At 52.5% G+C, this 15,851-nt stretch carries 9 protein-coding genes and 1 pseudogene; 4 read left to right on the top strand and 6 right to left on the bottom strand.

All coding sequences use genetic code 11. The features are described 5' to 3' along the window. Nucleotides 1-36: 36 nt before the first annotated feature. Nucleotides 37-1,653 carry a hypothetical protein gene (locus tag KIH39_RS20600; RefSeq protein ID WP_213495105.1) on the bottom strand — a complete coding sequence of 539 codons (1,617 nt, stop codon included), beginning with the start codon at nt 1,651-1,653 and terminating at the stop codon, nt 37-39. Nucleotides 1,654-1,656: 3 nt separating this feature from the next. Continuing rightward, entirely contained in the window at nt 1,657-4,842 is a 3,186-nt protein-coding gene (gene drmD / locus KIH39_RS20595) for a DISARM system SNF2-like helicase DrmD (RefSeq protein ID WP_246539364.1), read from the bottom strand. Between the two features lie 1,238 nt (nt 4,843-6,080). On the opposite strand from drmD, the gene KIH39_RS26885 reads away from it, so the two are divergent. Together KIH39_RS26885 and KIH39_RS20585 are read left to right on the top strand one after the other, a co-directional pair. Next, the gene (locus KIH39_RS26885; protein WP_315852397.1) at nt 6,081-6,458 is read left to right on the top strand and encodes a protein-tyrosine phosphatase family protein; all 378 of its coding nucleotides are present in this window, start codon (nt 6,081-6,083) and stop codon (nt 6,456-6,458) included. A gap of 8 nt (nt 6,459-6,466) precedes the next feature. Further along, on the top strand, nt 6,467-6,859 hold the full coding sequence (locus KIH39_RS20585; protein WP_213495103.1) for a DUF4288 domain-containing protein: 393 nt from the start codon (nt 6,467-6,469) through the stop codon (nt 6,857-6,859). A gap of 378 nt (nt 6,860-7,237) precedes the next feature. On the opposite strand, the pseudogene KIH39_RS20580 reads toward KIH39_RS20585, so the two are convergent. Then, nucleotides 7,238-8,768: pseudogene (locus KIH39_RS20580) on the bottom strand (IS1380 family transposase). Between the two features lie 150 nt (nt 8,769-8,918). On the opposite strand from KIH39_RS20580, the gene KIH39_RS20575 reads away from it, so the two are divergent. Then, nucleotides 8,919-9,359, top strand: a complete 441-nt coding sequence (locus KIH39_RS20575) for a hypothetical protein (protein WP_213495101.1) — start codon at nt 8,919-8,921, stop codon at nt 9,357-9,359. A 105-nt stretch (nt 9,360-9,464) separates the two neighbouring features. On the opposite strand, the gene KIH39_RS20570 is transcribed toward KIH39_RS20575, so the two are convergent. Genes KIH39_RS20570 through KIH39_RS20560 form a run of 3 tightly spaced genes read right to left on the bottom strand, consistent with a single transcriptional unit; the run spans nt 9,465 to nt 14,122 of the window. Beyond that, entirely contained in the window at nt 9,465-12,386 is a 2,922-nt protein-coding gene (locus KIH39_RS20570; protein WP_213495100.1) for an ABC transporter permease, read from the bottom strand. 10 nt (nt 12,387-12,396) lie between these two features. After that, nucleotides 12,397-13,173: an ABC transporter ATP-binding protein gene (locus KIH39_RS20565; protein ID WP_213495099.1), complete on the bottom strand. Its 777-nt coding sequence runs from the start codon at nt 13,171-13,173 to the stop codon at nt 12,397-12,399. Between the two features lie 43 nt (nt 13,174-13,216). Next, nucleotides 13,217-14,122, bottom strand: a complete 906-nt coding sequence (locus KIH39_RS20560; RefSeq protein WP_213495098.1) for a DUF1559 domain-containing protein — start codon at nt 14,120-14,122, stop codon at nt 13,217-13,219. A 328-nt stretch (nt 14,123-14,450) separates the two neighbouring features. Between KIH39_RS20560 and KIH39_RS20555 the strand changes: the two genes are divergently transcribed. Further along, nucleotides 14,451-15,797 carry a sodium:proton antiporter gene (locus KIH39_RS20555; RefSeq protein ID WP_213495097.1) on the top strand — a complete coding sequence of 449 codons (1,347 nt, stop codon included), beginning with the start codon at nt 14,451-14,453 and terminating at the stop codon, nt 15,795-15,797. Nucleotides 15,798-15,851 lie beyond the last annotated feature (54 nt).

Genomic DNA, 15,851 nt, shown 5'->3' with positions numbered 1-15,851 from the left:
AAGGGTATTCTTCGGTACAATTACAGTTTTTTAATTTCAAAATGGAATGTCATCTGTCTGCTGTGCTGGAGCAGTCGATGACTGAGATGTATCCGGGGCCACCCCATAGGGGCCGATTGAATCTCGAATGACTTTGTAGTCTTCCCAGGACATTTCCGAGTGATCGATTAAGTGATCAAGGACACATTTTATGTAATTTTCCAATTCTCGAAATAAGTTCTCTCGTTCATTAATACTTGGAATTAGTGATTCGAGACGCTTGCCGAAATGAATGATTTCTGTTCTGTAGCCAATATTTTTTCCGGATTCGTCTTTCAGCCCTGTTAAAGCAATCATCCTAGTCATGATTCGTTTATATTCGTTATGATCATTTGTAGCGTAACGAACTATATTTTTCTTGGTATTCTTGAACGCTTTGAAACGCTCCGATTCCTCTGCAGAAGCTAAAACTTCTAAAAGAGTTAGACATTGAACGAACTTTGTAGTGCTACTGTTGGCTTCTATCAACTGTGAGTAAAGTGACAACACATGTTTAACAAAATTACCTACCTCACCGAATCTTGGAAATTGCGTGCAGTCAATAGGCTCTAAAGGCAGGCCAAGTCCTCGTGTGACTATATGAGTGAAAGCATCTCCTCCAATGATTTGTCCACCTTTCTCTGGGTCAAACAGTAATGCACCGGCCATCATGTGGTTTGAATTTATCTGTCCCGGACGCCCGGGAAGTATATCAATTGGTTCGATATGGCACTGACGGTAACGAATGAAGTTGAAGCACTCATCATCTATGATCTCGGACAGACTTCGAATAAACTCGAGATGCGCTTTATGGCTTGCATTACAAAAGTCATCCCAGTCAAAACGACAGGGGAGTACGACCAAAGGATGGGTTGATAGAACCTTTTCGTTTATTTGGGAGGCAAGGCTCGAATGCTCAGCCAGTCTAAGGGTGCCTTCACTGTTCGAGCGAATCAATAATTGCTCTAGGTCGATTGTGCCAGGGGGATAAAAGCAAATCATATTAGGAAAACAGATGGGTGCTGAGCCTAGTTCAAGGCGTGCGACGGGCAAGATTGCTAAGCGGTAGCCTAAATGAAAAATAGCGTTGTAGTCTACGATCAAGTCTCCCGTCGGTTCAACCAAAACATGGTGACGGGTACTTGTCGCATCTGGTCCACAATCAAGCCAACATCCAAGGCAGTATTCGTCCACACCTGCTGAATAGTTCACCGGCGGATGCCAGTATTGGCTCGAAAGTTCTGTGCCACAAAGAAAACCACACTGCTTGCATCTTGTGATACCACATACGGCTATTGCATTTTCCAGCGCCTGAGTGTGTGGTTTCGCACGAACTAGATACAAGGGCGGGACTAAAAGTACCTCGACGAAATCTGAGTCGAGGAGATAAGAGTGACGATCAACCGGAGTTCGAGGATGCTTGGTAGGAGATAGGAATACGATGTCAGTCTTGACTTTGAGCCGTTCCAGAGCGGAAGCATCGTTATTGACGCAAAAGGTGGCCACTTGCTCAAGCGAACAATTAGGTTTTACAAGTACGACAGTGTCAATATCTGTCTTGCTAAAGAGGACTGCCTTAACACTTTGAAAAGTGCAGCGGTCAATTAAATACTGCATCTCATCTGGCGAGGTCATCGCTTATCCTTTTGCTAACTTCTCAGGGACGAGGAACGTCACGGCCACAGGGAACATTCGGGGCTGCGGGTCAGCATAGCGGGACTTGATTGCCGCCGTCTCCCGTTCGATTTCAGCGGGGATCGCCTTCGACCTGTCCCGCAGGAAGTCCTTGTTCCGTTCAAACTGATCCTTTTCGTTATCTTCGAATAGAGAGAGCTGCTGGTATTCCGGTTCATCCAGTTCGGTGTCGATGGCTTTCTTCAGTTCGAGCAAAATAGCTGTGATGTCCTGGGCTTCCTTTTCTGCCCGTTCGCCAAGCTTTTTCTGTAAACCGCTGGTACGATCCTTCATGCGAGCTTCAAGGGACTGGGCAAGTCCAGGCGTGAACTTGTCCCACAGCTTCAGCAGATGTTTCTGCATCGGCTCGTAAGGTTCATCACTCGTGGCCACCGACAGAAGCTTTTCCAGCTCGCCGATATTGAGACGAGATAACCGGCCCTCTTTGAGCATCCCGCCCGCTGTGATAATCTCTTCGTGGAGCCGATGGCTATCGCCCCCGATTACCACCAGCCTTGCGTGTGCTATCACCGCAGGAGAATTTAAAGCATAATCCGGTACGAGCCGAGCAGTAATTCGGTGAAGACGTTTACGGCCCTTCACGGACCAGACTTCTGCACGCAGCAAACGCAGACTCATCTGAACAAGGCGGTGATTCAGGTGAATCAGTACGAGATCATCCCGGCCATCAGCAGCCGTATGATCGAACGTGATCGGGCGAACGACCCCGGTGTGCGGATGCTCCAGGCCTTCTCTGCAGGCGGCCCAACTGTGCTTCAAGGCGGGTAGCTGGAATACTGGCTTACCCGATGGATGCTTGATGGGAATCAGAGCGGGCTGCTCGGCCAAAGTAAGCCCAACCTCGACGACCTTCTGGATATTCTCGGGCGATAGACGGAGTTCCCGCTGTGTGTCCCGGTATTGTTCGAGAAGTTCGCGGATTTGCTTGGCCAAGTCTCGCTCGAATTTGAGCATCTTGCGGACCGGTTCAACCTTGGAGTCTGCTCGGCTGACACCTGGCATCGAGTAACCGCGCCCGAGCATGGCCTGCTCGACATCATCAGCCAGCACTGTGCCGTAACTGCCCAGATCTTCCCGGATCGTTTCAACCTTCTGAGCCACCCGCATCAGGAACTCCAGATCGGCGTCCAAGTCTGATGCTTTGGGGGAGAACGCCGATTGTTGTCTATTTCTGTAGCCTTGGCCGACGAAGTGATACACGAAGACCTGCCGTTCACCGTTGGCGGTGAGGAAGCCCTTCTGACCGTGACGGTCAATACGCCCGTTACGTTGTTCTAGCCGGTTTGGGTTCCACGGGATTTCGTAATGGATGAGTCGGTAGCAATGGTTCTGAAGGTTTAAACCTTCCGCGGCAGCGTCGGTGGCAAGTAGGATCCGTACGTTGCTTTCTTCGGGTCCAGATTGGAAAGCATTCTTGACTTCCTCCCGCTCATCCAGGTCCATACCGCCGTACATGGTCAGAAGGCGGTCGTCTTTGGTGAAGCCGTGCTGGGCCAGGACTTCTTTGAGCCAATTCAGTGTAGCCCGGTATTCCGTGAAAAGGATGACTCGCTCGTGACTCCACTTCTTATTGGGACGAATATGCGTGTTGAGCCATTCGATCAGACAATTCACCTTCGAATCGAGTTGGCCAGATGCTTTTTCCGCCCAGGCCCGCATCTTTTTCAACAGGGCCAATTCCTGCTCGGATGGTTGACTGAATAGCAATGAGGCGGCATTCACTGCGTCGCTCGTGGCTTCATCGTACTCGTTGTCGTCGGCGTAATCTTCATCAATTCGGTCGAGTTCCTGCTTCAAGATACTGACGGAGGGCTTACGGACGGCCTTGCCACGCTTGGCTTGTCGGAGAGATTTTTCGTGAGAATCGAGAGTGGTCAGGAACGCAGCCGGGCTAGAGAAAAGTCGCTTCTTCAGTGTCTTGAGAACGAACTCGGTGGCCAGCTTCTCGGAGTTGTCCTGAGATCGCTCGACCCGGAGTTCTGCATATTCCCGGAGAGCAGTGTGGACGGCCCGTTCTTCGTCGGTGTACGGAACTTCAATAGGCTCTAAAGCCCGTTTTGGAAATCGGGGAGAACCGTCCCATTTTGGTGGCAATTCTGATTTCATCCGTCGGACCATGACGGCATTGAGCTGCTTTCGATCAAGTGGAGTACTTCGAGCAAAGCGCTGATTGTCGAGCAGTTCGAGCAATGCCGAAAAACTCTCCGGGTAGCCATTGTGTGGCGTGGCCGTGAGGAACAGCTTGTGTTCAAAATGCGGCACGAGAAGTCTTAGGGCCTGGGTCCGCATCGAGTCCGTGGCGTAGCGGCCTACCCCCGATGGTGCACAGTTATGTGCCTCGTCCACGATCAACAAGTCGAACTTGCGAGGGAACGCTGGCTCGTCCGGCCCCGGCAAAAGTTCCCGGAACAGCCGTAGTGGCCGTTCTCGTTTGAGAAAGTCGATGCTAGTGATGAGGCGGGGGAAATGGTTCCATGGATTGACGTGGATGCCCCGGCTGCGGCGTAGAATTCCCATCATCGAGGAGTTTACGATTCGGAAATCGAGGCCGAATTTGTCCCGCATCTGCTCCTGCCATTGCACCTGGAGCGAGGCTGGGCAGACGATCAGAATCTTTCGGGTGCGGTGACGGATGATGAGTTCCAGCGCCACCATGCCCGCTTCAATGGTCTTGCCGAGGCCTACGTCGTCAGCAACCAGGAGGTTGACCCGTGGCATCTGAATCGCACGGACGACCGGATCAAGCTGGTAGTCTTCGATGTCGATGCCCGCTCTAAACGGAGCTTGGATGTTGCGGAGATCAGCCGACGAGGAAGCTCCCCAGCGGACAGCATCAAGAAAGGCATCAAGCTGGTCTGGCGGATCGAATCCCGTGGGTTCGGGCAGGGCAACCTTTTCGGCCACTCTGGCCCCAGGCTCCAGTTCCCAAATAACGTTCAGTTCTTCGCCCAAGCCGTCATCTTCTACAGAAGAGAGCGTAATGAGATGCTGGGGCGATTCCAGGCCAGTTTGGAGGCGTTCGGGAGGGAGCGTGCTGGTGGAAACATCCGTGACCATCCAATTCCGGGACCGGACGCTGACCATCTGGCCGGGTTCGGGATGAAGTGCGATTGAGTTTGTGTTAGGCATGCTTGATTTGCTTCACGATCCGAAAATCGGTGGCGTTAGGCGTATTTTTGCTGGTTATTTTGCTTACAGCGAGAACCTCATATTGTGCGACCAAAGTTCAAGATCGACACGACCCTAGAAACCATACCAAAGTTCTTCTTCCTTTCCAAGCATTGGAATGGCGAATTTTGGATCTTTGGAAAATCGAATCCCGATCTTCGAAATCCGATTCTCTCTAGGGTCGAAAACCCCGAATGCCTGTCCATTTTGGACAGTTTCGATCCACCAAACTATGTACGTTGGTTTAGACTTCCTCAGATTTTCCATCGATTTCATTGATAATCGCCAGGATTCGATAGTATTGAACTACGGTGAGCCGAGACCAGTTGTCTACGAGTTTCAAGAAACTGGGATCCATAAGACACAGGCGTTCAAATTCTTTATGGATGCTGTCGTGATGCACGGATGGTGAACTTGACGTAACCGCTTCTGGAATAGATACTTGTGCCGATAGAGTTAGGGGCCTGTCACGGCGGAGGTTGCGGGTTCGAGTCCCGTCATCCTCGTTTTGGTCCAACCTGTCGCAAGATGACCGTAGGTCACTAAACCCTTGAGAAATCAGGGGTTTTGTCGTTTGTAGCCCCTTCTCTGGAATTGTCTGTTTATTGTCAGAGGGTGGGGGAATCTTCCAAATTTAGACTCTTCGGTACCTCATTAGGCGATTGACGTGTTCCTGTGGGCCCTTTAAGATTCGAGTGCGTGTCCAAGCCTCAAGTGGGGTCTTCCATGAAACGGCGAATCTCTGTGCTGCCGACAGCCGTTTCAGTCCTGATACTTTTGATTTTCTTCTCTCGTTTTCCCAATTTTCCCCGAGATCATGTCGAGCCTAAAGATCTAAACAGCTTGATTGATCAGGCGGATAGACTCGTTGTTCTGCAGGAACCGTCGGAAGCACCTACCGTTCCTTATGAATCGTCTAAAGTTGATTCGAAGCACTTTCTGTAAGAGCGACAGCCTGTTAGTGGATGCCGAGGAATTTCTTAAATGGTTCGACAGCCGGAATACCCGGGGCCCGCAAAGGAGTACGAGCGCAGATTGAAATCGGAAAGCGAATAAGGGGGTGCAATTTCGATGGAGCTTTACTGGCTGAATACCTATTCGCAGGAAAAGGTCGCCCTAATGACTCGATCTCGCGGCGGAGAATGGCTTGAAACAGATATTCTCTCGCTGGCGAATTCCGGAGTTAAAACCCTAGTTTCTTGTCTCACAGCAGCCGAAGAAAAGAATTGGAATTAACCAGTGAAAGGCTAATATGTGAAAGTTTTGGGATCGGTTTCTTCGCTTGTCCCATACCAGATCGCGGACTTCCCGAATCGATGGATTTCGTTACTGAATTGCTGGAGAAATTAACTATTTTATCTGCAAACGATAGTCGAATCGCATTTCACTGCCGACAGGGAATTGGCCGATCTAGTATGCTTCTAGCAGCCTATCTCGTTCTTCAGGGCGTCAGTTCCACCAAAGCGTTTACTTGGCTGACGGAAGCTCGAGGCCGATCCGTCCCGGATACACAAGAGCAGCGTGAATGGGTTGAATACTTTGAAGCGACAACTCGCAATCGATCGAAGATGACCTAAATATTTCAATGAGAAAATATGCGGGAGATTCATGGTTAATGAAAAACGTATTGCGATTCTCGGCGAAATTTCTTTTCCAATACAGAGTAGAAGGTTCGGGCGATTCCGAAATTATTCGGCTTTGTGAGGAGCGCATTATTGTTTTTACTGCAAAATCAGCTCGAGCGGCTCTTGTGTACGCTAAGAAGTACGGAAAGAAGGAAGAACATAGTTACAAAAATTCCGTCGGCGGAATGGTGTACTTCGAATTCGTTGGGGTTCTCGATTTACTGGATTTAGAAGGCTGCGGACCAGAGGAAGTCTGGTACGACATTACTCGACGAAAGCTGCCTAAAGAGCGCGCCGCTAATATTCTTCCTGCCGAAGAAGATCTGAACGCGATTCGAAATCTGAATAGATAATTTTTTGAGACTGGCGTTTATTTTTATTAATCACGATTACACCCATGGTAAATTTTGAGTGCTACGAAATCTAATGCTTATTATAGATTCTGAGATAATCTACAAACAATCATATAAGCTCCTCCCATGAACAAATTCAACTGGCTTGAACTGGGATTACAGACTACAACCATCCTACTAGTCCTCAAACAAGCGAAGTTTTTGATGCCAATTCCGTGGGGAGTTTTAGCGAGATAGTTCGATGAGTCCCCCACGCCGGAGCTTTTCGCTCGGCCGAACGCATACTTCTATTTTTCAAACATTCTTCCTTTCCGCGAATAGCTCTCGGCGTTTTATCGGATCGGGACATCCGGATCCCGACTTCAGTCGGTCGAACGATCAGCACCTCAGTGCTTTCAGTAGTCGGAAGAAGATTGGCAAGTGCGGGTTCCAGCCGAGCAATCGATAGACGATGCGGCCGGCCTTCCGGACGATCTGACAAGGCAGAAGCATGAAAGCATTGAGGAAGGTTTTGAATTCCATTTTCAAAACCGACTGCTTCTGGTCCCGATGCTTTTCCCGCCAGCGACCAGGAGTTTCCGGCAACGTCAAGGCCCACCAGGCTTTCAAGTTCCAGGCCAGGGAGGCCATCACCATGTACGCCCAATTGCTTTCCAGATCGTGCAGCGGCGCGTGCAAGGCCCGGCAACCGCCCTTGAGCTGCGCTATCAGATTTTCCTGATTGCAGCGATCGTTGGCTTCGTAGACGACTTCGGCGGCCGTGCACTCCCGGTCGTTGGTGATGTAGAAGAAATAGCGTTCGTCCGGATACAGAACGGATTCGCCTTTTTCCACGGAAAGATTCTTGCGAATCACCACCAGGCGATACGCCCTTCGGCAAGCGGTCGGTTGGTACTCGAACTCGGCCACCGCTTCGGAGATCAACTTCACATTTACGAATTCCCGCTCTTGGACGATCCGCTCCTTGGTGTTTTCCCGTCGGTGTCGCAACTTCGCTTTCGCCGAGTATTGCGCGGGACAGCTCGAGCTTGTGCCAAGCCGCTTCCGGCAGTTTTTCCGCGATTGCTTCGAGGTTTTGCTTCGAATCGTAGCCGAAATAAAAGCGTACCTTGGCGTTGGCATCCCAGCCGTCGAGGCGAGTGGTCTGCGAGAAATCGGTGTCGCCGCGAAAGACGATCCTGCGAAAGCCCGCTTGAAGGCACAGCAAAAGAGCCCGGTCGAGTTCGACCGCGGCCCCTTCGTGCGAAGGGCGATTGCCGGGACGGTTGACGATGCTCAGCGTCTCACCGGTGTTGGCCAGGGTCACCGCCAGGGGGTGGTAACACCAGTCTCTGTTATAGTTGATGTCCATCCCCGCTTTACGCTCGCCACGCGTTTGGGTAAAGCTGCCGTCGGCGTCGATCTTCGCGCATTCCCAAAAGGAATCGGGTTGCTTCGACCAGACGCGTAAACGGGTCTGGTTGAAAGCGTCGATCAAAGCCTGGATGCTGCCACTATCGAAGCGTCGACAAAAGTCGCCCGAAGTAGTCGGGTCGGGAAAACGCTGAGTGCCCAAGGCGTTGAGAAAGTTTTCGTCCGTGCGACGCAGTTCCATGTCTTGCAGGCAGGTACCCCCGCAAAGGGAATTGTAAGCGATGGCCAACACGTGGTCCGATTCCGAGTAAGGCCTTTGAAATTGGAGCAGATGCAGCTTCTCGTCGATGTCGTCGATCAGTCCGATACGCCGGGCCAGAAGGTGCATGGCCCCGAGGCCTCCGCAACTGATCGCCCCCACGCGTTCGGAGACTTCGTAATGAATGTTGGAGGCGTCGAAAGAAGGAGCGAAGGTCATCGCGGCCTCTCGCTTAGCCAGGCGACGTTCGATTCGACTCTTGCATTTTTGAAACCAACGTCCGAAAATAACATTCACTCGAAACTCCTTTTTGCGACTGTCGATTTGTTAAGCGGTTACTTACACAAACCGCAGAAAACAAAAAGGATTTCGAGCTTTCTTCGATAAATCGAAACAATTCCCCAAAAAACTACGCTGTTTTAAGGACTAGTACTGATACCCCTTTCGATGATCGCATATCTTATTGTCACGATTACTAAGAGCTTCCGGGATCACCGACGAAGAGAGGCTCGTAGAGTTTTTTGCACCGTTCCCAGATTAGGCGATTTTTCGTCTGCGGATAACCGCTTCTGGGATGGCGAAAAAGATGATCTGTTATTGACAATCGAAAGTGTTGAAGGTCCACCGACACAAGATCATGCAGAGCAAGTATTAGACCTATTTAAAAATTTGGAAATTCTAACTCAGCATGCGCGAAAGTATTTTTTGGCTCAAAATGATGGTAAATCGTGGATAAAACTTGAACCTGGAGATGTGGAACCTTGTGGACTTTGGCTGTATGGCGACTCATCGTTTCAAATTGACTTTCGACACCCCGCCGATGAGTACGTGGGTTATTGGGTAATTTTCAAAAACGGCCTGCCGGTGAGTTCCGGATGGGATGACTAAACCTTTTTATCGATGGAACGATCTTAAAATTTCGAGCTCAAATCGAAATCACTCATCCTTGATTAAAACCTAAAAATCTATCCGCGAATCTGAGCTACTCACCCCTCACCCTGCGGCGCGGCCAGCCTGCAACAACCGCAAGGGCTCCGTTCGGCCCGTTCTAAACGCGGGCCAAATCGCTGCCAGCAAACAGAGTGAAAGCGCAATCGCAAAACCCTCCGCTAATTGAGCCCACGGAATCACCATCGGCGTATACTGTCCGCCGCGAATATTCACATAACGCGTTACCCCCGTGCCGCAATACCCGGCCAGCGTACCGAAACCCAGGCTCAGCAATATCGCCACCACTCCTATCAAAATCGATTCCGCGACTATTAACCGAAACAAACCGAAGCGCGTTACACCTAATGCCCGCAACACCCCCAGATCCCAACGGCGGGCTCGAATGGAAGACAGAACGGTGTTGATTAAACCCAAGGAGGTTACCAGCAGAGTAACTAGAGGAAGCTCACTGAGAGCCCAGATAATCTTGTCGGCGCGGTCGCGTACCTCATCGCGCTCTTCCTGGGCCGTTTGCAGAGTCACGGAAGTTTTGGAAAGATCGCGGCGCGGGGTACCAGCTCGAGTCGTGGTCGGACTCGGGATCGCTTTCGGATTTTCCATCGATCGGCGATCGACGATCGCTTGAATCGACGCCTTGATTTGTTCGTTCGAGGCCTTGCCATTGGTATTTCCCCAGAACATTGTGGTCGGACCGGTCTTGAAATCGGCCCGCACTGTATCGAAGTTGCCGAACATCAGTCCGGCCGCCCGGCCGCGCCGGAAACCGGTTTTGGATAACCAGTGCCAGCCGGGCATGGAGACAACGCCCGCTATCACGTATTCCACGGTCTGTCCCCGGTCCTCGGAGGTCAGGACGGCAAACTTCTGTCCCACCCCCAAGCCCGATTCTCGGGTGAAATGATCGGGCACCAGACAATAACGGCCCTGCTTCAATTTCTGAATCGCTTCCGAGGGAGACCCTTCGACGAATTGAAATGGAAAGAGCGGATGTTCGCCACCGAGTGCGAGATCGGGATCCACGCCGACCATCACGCACGTGTCCTGCCGGGTGGCCGAGGGGCGAATTTTGAAACCGGTGATATCCTCCGCGAACTTCACCTGCTTGACGGCCAGCGGCAGAAACTTTTCGGGAATCACTCCCGGTACGTTTCGCACGGCGTCGATCTCCGAATCGGGAACGCCCCCCCGGGAAATATAAACGAGCAGATCGGGAGCCCACTCGCCGGGTGTGAAGGGGGCTAACATGGAATAGCCCCAGGTCTGGGTAGCGACAAACAGACCGAGGCCTATGGTTAGAGTCACGGTAGTGCCGGCCGTTCGCCACATGTTGGAGGAAAGCTGCGTGGCCAGTAAACGACGATTCAAGCGCAGCAATCGAGCCAGAAGCGGACCGAGTAAACGTTCGGTGAAAATAATAGCTAGCGGAGCCAGGCACACGAAGCCGATGATTTGAGTCGTGTAACCGATGGCCGCCGCGATGGCATAGCGCGACGTATCCTGCATGGGAATCACAAAGATTACCAGCGGATTAATGGCAATTAAGAGTAAACCGCTGATTGTCATCAGAAGCGGAAGCCGGCCGGAGTGGATCGGTCGCCGGGGAGCCATGGCCTCCAAGGGATTCACCCGTGTTGCCCGCCAGGCCGGGAGAATGGCGGCGGCCAGCGAGCCACCGAGCGCACAGACGCCCGATAGAACAATGCACCAGGTTCCGAGAGAGGCTCCTTCGTACAGGGATTGTGGTCGAATCTGAGCCATGATCTTCAGCAGACCCCAGCCGGCGAGCAGGCCTCCCACCCAGCCGAGGATTCCCAGAAAGAGGCTTTCCAGAGCAATCAGGACGGCGATCTGCCATTTCGTGAAAGCCACCGCCCGCAGGATGGCGAACTGGCGGATTCGCTCGTCGACACCCATACTGAGTGTTGTGAAAATGATGAAAAGCGCCGCTAGCAGAGAAATGGCCGTCGCCGAGTAAGCCTGCGTGCGAACGGTTTCGAATGTGGTGCTTTGCGAAACTTCGTTATCCACTCTCGCGGCTGTCCGCACTTCCACCGGAGGAAAAGAATTGACGAATCGGTCGGTCCACTTGGTCAGAAAATCGTCCGCATTCACTCCCGGTTTCAGAACCAGGCCGATGTAACTGATTCGAGGCGCAGCTCCCATGATTTTCTGAACTAAAGACCGGTTTACATACAAGGCATTACTGGCGGGACCACCGAGGAGTGCCCCGGCTCGCGTCGGTGGCAAACCGACCATGAATTTCGGGCCGGGTAATCGCTTCGGTTGTTCGACGATCCCGACGATTTTCACTTTCACATCGGCAGACTTGGTCCCGATCGTGGCCACGGCGACGGCTTCCCCCAGTCGAACGCCGAGAAATTCGGCGGAATCGCGGGTGAGTACTCCTTCTGGGCTTTCGATTGGCTTCGGATCGAGCCAGCGCCCTTCCACTAGGGTGTGCAGCGGTTCGGCCGAGTCGGTTGCCACTAGAGTCGGCGCTTTGCTTTGTGAACGGAGCTGCTCCATGCCGCCCATGATGCGGGGGCCGGAAGATTTTCCGCCCGGGCTCGTAGCATCGCCAGTCGATGGAATCTCTTTTCTTGGTACTGGTGCTGCGCCCGATTTAGTTACGGCCGCGGCGATTTCAAACACCGGCTCGGCGAGAGCCACGTCGGTATCCTGTTGAATGCTCTGGAGAAATTCCTGAGATAATTGATTGCCCCGAGCGAATTGCTGGGCCCCTTCTTCGTTGCGTTTGGGAAGCAACAGCATCTCGTACCGACCGACGTACTCGCCGCCCATATTGCCGAACTGAGCAACCAAAGAATCGTAACCGCTGACCACCCACACCACGATGCAGGCCGCCGCGATGGTCGAAAGGCTGGTTAACAGAACGCGGCCGGGCCGATAGCGAGCCTGCTCCCGCACCAACTTGAGAACGATTTGAAATTCGGCGAGCAGCATGTTCGCTTCCTCAGGCGGGGATTGCGGACTTTATCACGTTCTGATAATGGATCGCCAGAGACTGCGCATCCTGGAAGTCGCTGGCCCGAAACTCGGTGAGAATCCGGCCATCCTTCATGACCACAATCCGGCTGGCCCACACCGCCACACTCGGCTCGTGGGTGACGACGACAATCGTTCGACGTTGCTCTTCGGAGAGTTCCCGCAAGAGTCGGCAAATGTTCTGGCCGTTCACCGAATCGAGACTGCCCGTCGGTTCATCGGCTAGAATCAGCGCCGGTTGAGTTATCAAAGACCGCGCAATGGCCACGCGCTGTTGCTCGCCGCCGCTGAGCGCATCGGGCCGGTGGTGTCGGCGGGCCATCAGGCCGAGGCGATCCAATAGCGGTTCGAGTCTGTCTTCGATCTGCTCGCTGCGGCCATCGGTCAGCAAGGGAAGTGTGATATTCTCTTCCGCCGTGAGTGTGGGAATGAGGTTAAATGCTTGAAAAACCAGACCGATTTTGCGTCGGCGAAAATGCGTCAGCCGGGAATCGGATAACCGGCTGAGATCGGTATCCGCTATTGTCAGAGTTCCTTCATCGGGGCGAGTAAGCCCGGCCATCACGTGTAGGAAGGTGCTTTTGCCCGAACCACTCGCTCCCATGAGAGCGACGAATTCTCCGTCCTCGATTTTCAGGGAAACATCTTTGATGGCTTCGACGACCGAATCCCCCTGATGAAATCTCTTGGTCAAATGCTCGGCTGAGACCACCGCGGTCGCGGCCGGAGGAGAAACTGTTGACATCTCAATAAATTCCTCAAGTGTGGAGATGGGTGAAAGCGGAGGATCAGTAAGCATCATCGCCTAGAATTTCGCCGCCGTTGATGGTCACCAGAGCGAACAGGGTGGAAGGGCTCATTCCCTGTCTCATGAAGTGCACGGAACCATCCGCATAAACGGCGTTGGCCCCGCCCGTGTGAAAGGCGTAAACCCCCTGACTGTTGTTGCAATTGATCGTGCACGGGCCGCCGCTGCCGTCCTTGGTAATGCCATCGGAACCGAATTGCCAGAACGCGAAAACCTGGTAGGAGGCCCAAGGGCCCCACCAGGCATAATTGCTCATGGATGTGTTGGAAGCCTGTTTGACACTCCGAATGTAGAAATCGGGGCGACCGGCTTGCTCGGTCACCAGCAGCGTATTGGATAACCCATCCGTGATAGCGGTCAGCTTCCGGTTGACGTTGTCGTTCATGGCGGTGACCGTATTATCGCCGCTTAGAGACTGCACTCCGTAAAGCTTCGAGGAGAAGCTGTTCGGGCCGAAATAATCCCCGGCGGCTCCTATCGCGGTAATTCCTCCCTGAGTGACATTCAATGTTCTTGGTCCGGGACCCGAGGGGCAAACAAACAGCTTAAGCGGGACGATGATATTGTCGGCGTTCTCCGGTGCGTAGAAATTTTTATCCAACCGGTAATTGCCGCTGAGAGACGCTTGTTCGACGTAAGAAAGAATGGCCGGTCCCCAGCCTCGCTGCGTACCGACCACAGTATTTCGACGAGGAGGTAAGCCGCCAATGGCCGACTCGTAATTGAGCATGGCCAATCCGATCTGCTTCAGATTGTTCTGACAGCTCATCCGAGCGGCGGCTTCGCGCACTTTCTGCACGGCGGGTAGTAATAAACCGATCAAGATGGCGATGATGGCAATCACTACCAGTAACTCAATCAGGGTAAACGCAGGGCGCCTATTCATGGTCTAAAATTCCTTCCGCAGGGTCACGATCCCCAAAAATTCCTCAATACGTGATTCTGGACTAGTCGTAATCTAAACCAAAAATTAGACTAATATAAAATATATTTTATTAAATATGAGAAATGTAAGTTATTATGCTTTCACTATTTACGAACTTGTAACCCTCAGGAAGTTCCAGACCAGCACTATTGGTACTGAGTTCGTTAACCTGCGGGCCGGAATTTGTTCATAGGATAGCTCTCGCAGTTGGATGTGAATAGGCCCGCTCCGGCCCGGAAACCCGGGCGATTTCAGGAAGAGATTTTCCCACATGAGTAATGTCGGAACTATGTCAGTTCTTTGGGGGGCAGCCGAGGCTCATAATCTGGATGTAGCCGCCCTCGCGGCCGCGCCTTTCGCCTTGATTTTGCTCTGCATCGCCGTGCTGCCCCTGGTAGCCGAGCATTGGTGGCATTCCAACCGCAATAAAGCGATCGTTTCCGGATTGCTCGCTTTACCCGTCGTCATCTATCTGCTGGCGATTAACGAAGCCTCGGGTGGGGAGAGTGTTCATCGGTTGTTGCATGAACTTGAAGAATACGCCTCCTTCATTATCCTGCTTTTCAGCCTGTACACCATCTCGGGAGGTATCGTCGTCTTCGGGGATATTGAAGCGAAACCGCGGACCAACGTGGCCCTACTCGCACTCGGTGCCGTGCTGGCAAATTTCATCGGCACGACCGGCGCGAGCATGATTCTGATCCGGCCGCTGTTACGAATTAATTCGGAACGAGATCACAAAACGCATCTGCCGATCTTCTTCATTTTCCTGGTCAGCAACACCGGTGGTCTGTTAACCCCGCTCGGCGATCCACCGCTGTTTTTGGGCTTTCTCAAGGGTGTCGATTTCTTCTGGACTCTCAGCCTCTGGCCCTACTGGTTGCTGGTGAATCTGGCGATTCTGGCCATCTTCTATGTCTGGGACATTGTCGCCTATCGCAAGGAATCCCGACAAGCTATTCGGATGGATGAAGCGATCCAGGAACCCATCAAGTTGCGCGGCTGGGGTGTGAATGCGCCCTTATTGTTCGGCGTGCTGCTGGCGGTGATTCTGCAATCGCCCGTTGTCGGTGCCAAGCTGGGAGCACTGATCGGCGTGGGAGACCTGACGCTACAAAAGCCCTTCGGTGAAATTCTGATGCTGATACTGGCGGGTATTTCGCTGATGGGTACTCCCAAAGGTTTGCGCCATCAGAATGATTTCTCCTGGGTGCCAATTGTCGAGGTCGCCGTGCTGTTCATCGGGATCTTTATCACCATGGTCCCGGCCCTGGCACTGCTCGATAAGTACGGCGATCGCATTCAGATCGACAAGGGCTGGCAGTATCTCTGGCTAACCGGATTATTGTCCTCGTTTCTGGATAATGCCCCGACCTACGTCACCATGGGAACGCTGGCGTCCAACGGCCACGATCTCGGCTGGCTGATGACCAACAAACCCAACATTCTCAGCAGCATCAGTTGCGGGGCGGTTTTCATGGGCGCGCTCACCTATATCGGCAATGGACCCAATTTCATGGTGAAGTCGATCGCCGAGCATTCCGGTTACTCCATGCCCAGCTTTCTCGGCTACATGGCCTATTCCTTCGGCGTATTAATCCCTTTATTCCTGGTGCTGACTTTTTTACTCGCCTGAGCTGAGATGACTTTTTTTCGAATTGTCCATCCGTCTAAGTACTGATTCTGAACA

The organism is Telmatocola sphagniphila (genome assembly GCF_018398935.1).
Taxonomy (GTDB): Bacteria; Planctomycetota; Planctomycetia; order Gemmatales; family Gemmataceae; genus Telmatocola; species Telmatocola sphagniphila.
This window is presented reverse-complemented; position numbering and strand designations above follow the sequence as displayed.

Coding starts and splice junctions, on each gene's coding strand:
- KIH39_RS20560 (WP_213495098.1), bottom strand. CDS start 14,122: ATGAATAGGCGCCCTGCGTTTACCCTGATTGAGTTACTGGTAGTGATT.
- KIH39_RS20565 (WP_213495099.1), bottom strand. CDS start 13,173: ATGTCAACAGTTTCTCCTCCGGCCGCGACCGCGGTGGTCTCAGCCGAG.
- KIH39_RS20555 (WP_213495097.1), top strand. CDS start 14,451: ATGTCAGTTCTTTGGGGGGCAGCCGAGGCTCATAATCTGGATGTAGCC.
- drmD (WP_246539364.1), bottom strand. CDS start 4,842: ATGCCTAACACAAACTCAATCGCACTTCATCCCGAACCCGGCCAGATG.
- KIH39_RS20585 (WP_213495103.1), top strand. CDS start 6,467: ATGAGAAAATATGCGGGAGATTCATGGTTAATGAAAAACGTATTGCGA.
- KIH39_RS20575 (WP_213495101.1), top strand. CDS start 8,919: ATGATCGCATATCTTATTGTCACGATTACTAAGAGCTTCCGGGATCAC.
- KIH39_RS20570 (WP_213495100.1), bottom strand. CDS start 12,386: ATGCTGCTCGCCGAATTTCAAATCGTTCTCAAGTTGGTGCGGGAGCAG.
- KIH39_RS20600 (WP_213495105.1), bottom strand. CDS start 1,653: ATGACCTCGCCAGATGAGATGCAGTATTTAATTGACCGCTGCACTTTT.